Genomic DNA, 4,499 nt, shown 5'->3' on the forward strand with positions numbered 1-4,499 from the left:
GAGAGAGACGCCGACGTAGCCGCCGGTCTGCGTCGGGTCGAGGAACGGATACGGGTACCAGTACGGCTTCCCCGTCGCCGGAGCGATCACCAGGTTCGCGCGGATCAGGGTGTAGATCACCCAGACGATCGGGAAGATCGCGGCGATGCCGACGGCTCCCCATCCGAGAGCTCGGCGACGCGGTGCGAAGAGGACGTCGGCCAGCATGATGATCGGGATGACGACGTGGAGCACCTCGTTGGACCAGCCGACGGTCGAGCCCTGCGGCAGCTCGATGCCGCGCAGCAACAGGTTGTACACGACGCCGGTGACGATCATGTAGGTGCTCGCACACATCAGCAGGATCGCCAACCAGCGAGGTTCGGCCGTCGTCGTGCTGCGGCGCGCCAACCCCCAGATCCCGCCGCACGCGAGCGCGACCGCGGCCAGGACGTTCGACTCGATGGTGAAGAAGCTGAAGAAGTTCGCGATGACGGTGGGCAGGTGCGCGCCCCACTCGGTCGTCGCCGCCCCCGCGATCTCCAGGGAGCGGATGAGCTGCGCCACGATCGCGGCGACCGCGAGAACGGCTGCGGCGATGCGCAGGTAGGGCCACCAGGTCGTCGTCATGTTCGCCTCCGTCGGCAACTGTAGCGGCAGAAAACCATGGACCGCGGGACCGATATATCGATATCGTCGGACCGATCACGCAGGTGCGCGCATGGCGGAGGGGCATATGAGCGACAGCGGTAACGGCACGGTCGATGCGGGTGTGGTGAAGAAGGGGCGGTTCCGGCGAGCCGGACTCAGCATCCAGTCGAAACTCCTCATCATGCTGCTGGCGGTGAGCCTCGTGTCGTCCGTGATCGTGGGCGCCATCGGCTTCATCAACGGGCGTCAATCCCTACACGACTCGGCGGTGGACCAGCTCATCACCATCCGCTCGATGCGGGCGGCCGAGATCACGACCGCGATCGAGAGCGTTCGTCGCGATGCCTCACTGAACTCCCGAAACCTCAGCGCGCAGAACATGTCGACGGCAGTGAACGCGGGCTTCGCCGATCTCGCCGACGCGGAGCTCGACGAGAGCGCGCAAGCGGAGCTCGAGGCCTACTACCAGGACGCCTTCATCCCCGAGCTCGAGGGGCGTTCGGGTGAGGAGTACGGCGACACGGCCTTCATCCCGGAATCCGATGCCGGGAAGTACGTGCAGTCGCAGTACGTCACGGGCAACCAGGACTTCGACGCCGACTACGACGCCCAGCTCGCACTCAACGACAGCGGCGACGGCACCAGCTACTCGGCCGCGACCGGACGGTACGGCGACTACTTCACGCGCCTGGTGCAGGAGGCCGGATACGAAGACGCCCTGCTGCTCAACGTCGACGGCGACGTCACCTACTCCGCCTACAAGGGGGTCGAGCTCGGCACGAACCTGCTGACCGGTCCCTATCGTGATTCGCTCCTGTCGAAGGCGTACTCCGAGGCGATCGCCACCAACTCCGTCAACACGGTCGTCCTCACCGACTTCGATCGGTGGATCCCCTCCCTCAACGTCCCCGCCATGTGGGTCGTCTCCCCGGTCGGAAACGACAACGGCATCACCGGGGCGATGGCGTTCCAGATCTCGATCGACACGATCAACGACGTGATGACCGGTAAAGAGGACTGGAAGGCGCAGGGCCTCGGTGACACCGGCGAGGTGTATCTCGTCGGACGCGACGACCTCATGCGCAGCACCGCTCGCCGCCTCGTGGAAGACCCCGAGGACTATGTGAAGCGTCTGATCGCCGGAGGGATGGCGCCGACCATCGTCGACCGCATCGGCGCCATCAAGGGCACCGTCCTGCTGCAGCCCGTCGACACGAAGGCCGTGCAGGAGGCGCAGGCGGGCCGCAGCGGCACCATCGTCGGCCGCGACTTCGTCGGCGGCGAGAGCGTCACCGCCTACGCCCCGCTCGAGATCGAAGGTCTCGACTGGGTCGTGATCGCGCGGATCGACACCGCCGAGGCCTTCGAGCCGGTGAACGTCTTCACCCGCAACGTGCTGCTGTCGCTGCTCGGCATCATGCTCGGCGTCTCGCTGCTGTCGCTGCTGCTCGCGCAGGTGTTCACGCGGCCGATCCACCGGCTCGTCGGTGCCGTGCACCGTGTCGCGGAGGGCGACCTCGACGTGCAGGTGCCGCAGGGCTCTCGTGACGAGTTCGGCGACCTCGGCAGCGCCTTCAACGACATGGCTTCGAGCTTGCGCATCAAACAGGAGCTGATCGAAGAACAGCAGAAGGAGAACGAGAAGCTGCTGCACACGCTCATGCCGGCGAGCGTCGCGACCAAGTACAAGCAGGGCGAGGAGGCGATCACCGAGGCGCACGAGAATGTGTCGGTCGTGTTCGCCGAGCTGGTCGGGTTCGACGACCTCGCGCGCGACATGAGCGCGGAGGAGGAGATCGGCCTCCTGAACACGCTCATGCGCGGGTTCGACGAGGCCGCCGAGAAGGCGGGCGTCGAGAAGGTGCGCACCCTGCGCGGCGGTTACCTCGCCTCGTCGGGGCTGATCGTGCCCCGAGTCGACAACATCCGCCGCACGGTCGACTTCGCCCGCAATCTGGTCGGGGTGCTCGAGCGCTTCAATGCGCAGAACGGCACGCAGATATCCCTGCGCGCCGGCGTCGACACCGGGACGGTCACGAGCGGCCTCGTCGCGCGGACCAGCCTCGCCTACGACCTGTGGGGTGACGCCGTGAACCTCGCCTACCGGGTGCGCTCGGTCAGCGGCGAGCCCGGCATCTACGTGAGCCAGACCGTGCGCGACCGTACCCAGGAGCTGGTCACCTACGTCGAAGCGGGGACGGTGGAGACGCAGGGCAGGACCGAGACCGTGTGGAAGGTGGTCTGATCATGGGCGACGTGTTCACGGGCGGCTGGGGCTGGTGGGTGCTCGCACTCGCCGTCGGAGTGCCCGTGGTCCTGGTCGTCCTCACCGAGCTGATCGGTGCGCTGACCCGCCGGGGGAACCCGGTCGCGAAGCCGCTGCGGATGCTGCGCAACTGGGTCATCCCGGTCGGCGCATTGTTCGCGCTGCTGATCTTCGCGATCCAGTCACCGGCGGATCAGGTGTGGACGCGCGTGGTGGCGACGGTGTTCGGGTTCCTCGTGATCCTGCTCGTGCTGTCGGCGTTCAACGTGGCGCTGTTCGCCAACGCGAAGCCGGGCTCGTGGCGCGAGCGCATCCCGTCGATCTTCGTGGAGATCGGCCGACTCGTCCTGGTCGGCGTCGGACTCGCGCTGCTGTTCTCATGGGTGTGGGATGCCGACGTCGGCGGGCTGTTCACCGCCCTCGGTGTCGGATCGATCGTGATCGGTCTCGCTCTGCAGAACGCAGTGGGCGGTGTCATTTCGGGTCTGCTGCTGCTGTTCGAGCAGCCGTTCAAGATCGGCGACTGGCTGGATGCCGCGGGGGTGCGGGGCCGGGTCGTCGAAGTGAACTGGCGTGCGGTGCACATCGACACGGGCTCCGGCATCCAGATCGTGCCGAACTCGTCCCTGTCGGGGGCGTCGTTCACCAACCTCAGCGAGCCGGAGGGGCCGTACTCGGCCGAGACCGCGGTGACCTTCTCGACCGACGACCCGCCGCACGAGGTGATGGCGCTGCTCGTCGAGGTGGCGGACTCGCTGCCGATGCGGCTGCAGCGGCAGCGGGCGACGGTCGTGTACTCGGGAGCCGGCGCGTACTCCGTGTCGATCCCCGTCGCGGGGCCCGCCGATGCGTCTCGCGCGCTGTCGATGTACCTCTCCTGGCTCTGGTACGCCGCGCGACGCCGCAGTTTCGCGCTCGACGGTGACTCGACCGATCCGCTCGCCGAGCCGCAGCGCCTGGTGGAGGCGATGCAGGAGATCGCGCCGACCCTGCACCTGCGCGACGACGACATCGAGGCGATCCTCTCGGACTCCCGGCTGGAGCGCTACGGCGTCGGCGAGATCGTGCTGCCCAGCGGCGTCGTGCCGGACGAGGTGCGCGTGGTGCTGTCGGGCCGTGCGGTGCTCGCCCTCGAGGTCGACGACGGCCGGGTGGATTTCGCCGCTGCGGAGAAGGGCGATCTCATCGGGCAGACCGCCCTCACCCGCGAGCGCACGCAGGCGGTGACGGTGGCCGGGGAGATCCTCACCGTGGTCGTGCTGCCGCTCACCACGATCGATGCGCTGATCCGCACACGTCCGCGTCTGGCCGCCGAGATCGGTGAGTCGCTCGAACTCAAGCGGACTCTGGCGGCCTCGCGGCTCGCGGAGCTCGGGATCGCGCGGGGAGTCATCACCGGGCGCTGAGCGGCGTCAGGCGCGTCGACGCCACCGCAGTCGGGTGATCAGCACGCCGAGCAGGCACAGCGCGCCGCCGAGGAACATGAGCGGCGTGGGCACCTCGCCGAGGATGGCCCACGACATCAGGATCGCGATGGCCGGGACCACATAGGTGGTCGCCGAGGTCTGCCCCGCGGTGCTGCGCTGCAGCACGTACGCCCAGG

4 protein-coding genes are annotated in these 4,499 nt (G+C 67.9%); 2 read left to right on the forward strand and 2 right to left on the reverse strand.

Translation table 11 applies throughout. The features are described 5' to 3' along the window. Positions 1–609 (reverse strand): Pr6Pr family membrane protein (locus ACNPM4_RS00740; protein WP_448984364.1); only part of this gene is annotated, 609 nt, incomplete at its 3' end. A 106-nt stretch (positions 610–715) separates the two neighbouring features. On the opposite strand from ACNPM4_RS00740, the gene ACNPM4_RS00745 reads away from it, so the two are divergent. Together ACNPM4_RS00745 and ACNPM4_RS00750 are read left to right on the forward strand one after the other, a co-directional pair. Continuing rightward, positions 716–2,875 (forward strand): adenylate/guanylate cyclase domain-containing protein, encoded by a 2,160-nt coding sequence (locus ACNPM4_RS00745; protein ID WP_448984365.1) that lies wholly within the window; start codon positions 716–718, stop codon positions 2,873–2,875. Between the two features lie 2 nt (positions 2,876–2,877). After that, complete coding sequence (locus ACNPM4_RS00750) at positions 2,878–4,302, forward strand: mechanosensitive ion channel domain-containing protein (RefSeq protein ID WP_029263239.1); 1,425 nt, start codon at positions 2,878–2,880, stop codon at positions 4,300–4,302. Positions 4,303–4,308: 6 nt separating this feature from the next. Here ACNPM4_RS00750 and ACNPM4_RS00755 read toward each other — a convergent pair. Further along, a partial coding sequence (locus tag ACNPM4_RS00755) for an EamA family transporter (RefSeq protein WP_448984366.1) occupies positions 4,309–4,499 on the reverse strand: 191 nt, incomplete at its 5' end.

The sequence above is a fragment of the Microbacterium umsixpiens genome, assembly GCF_053543675.1.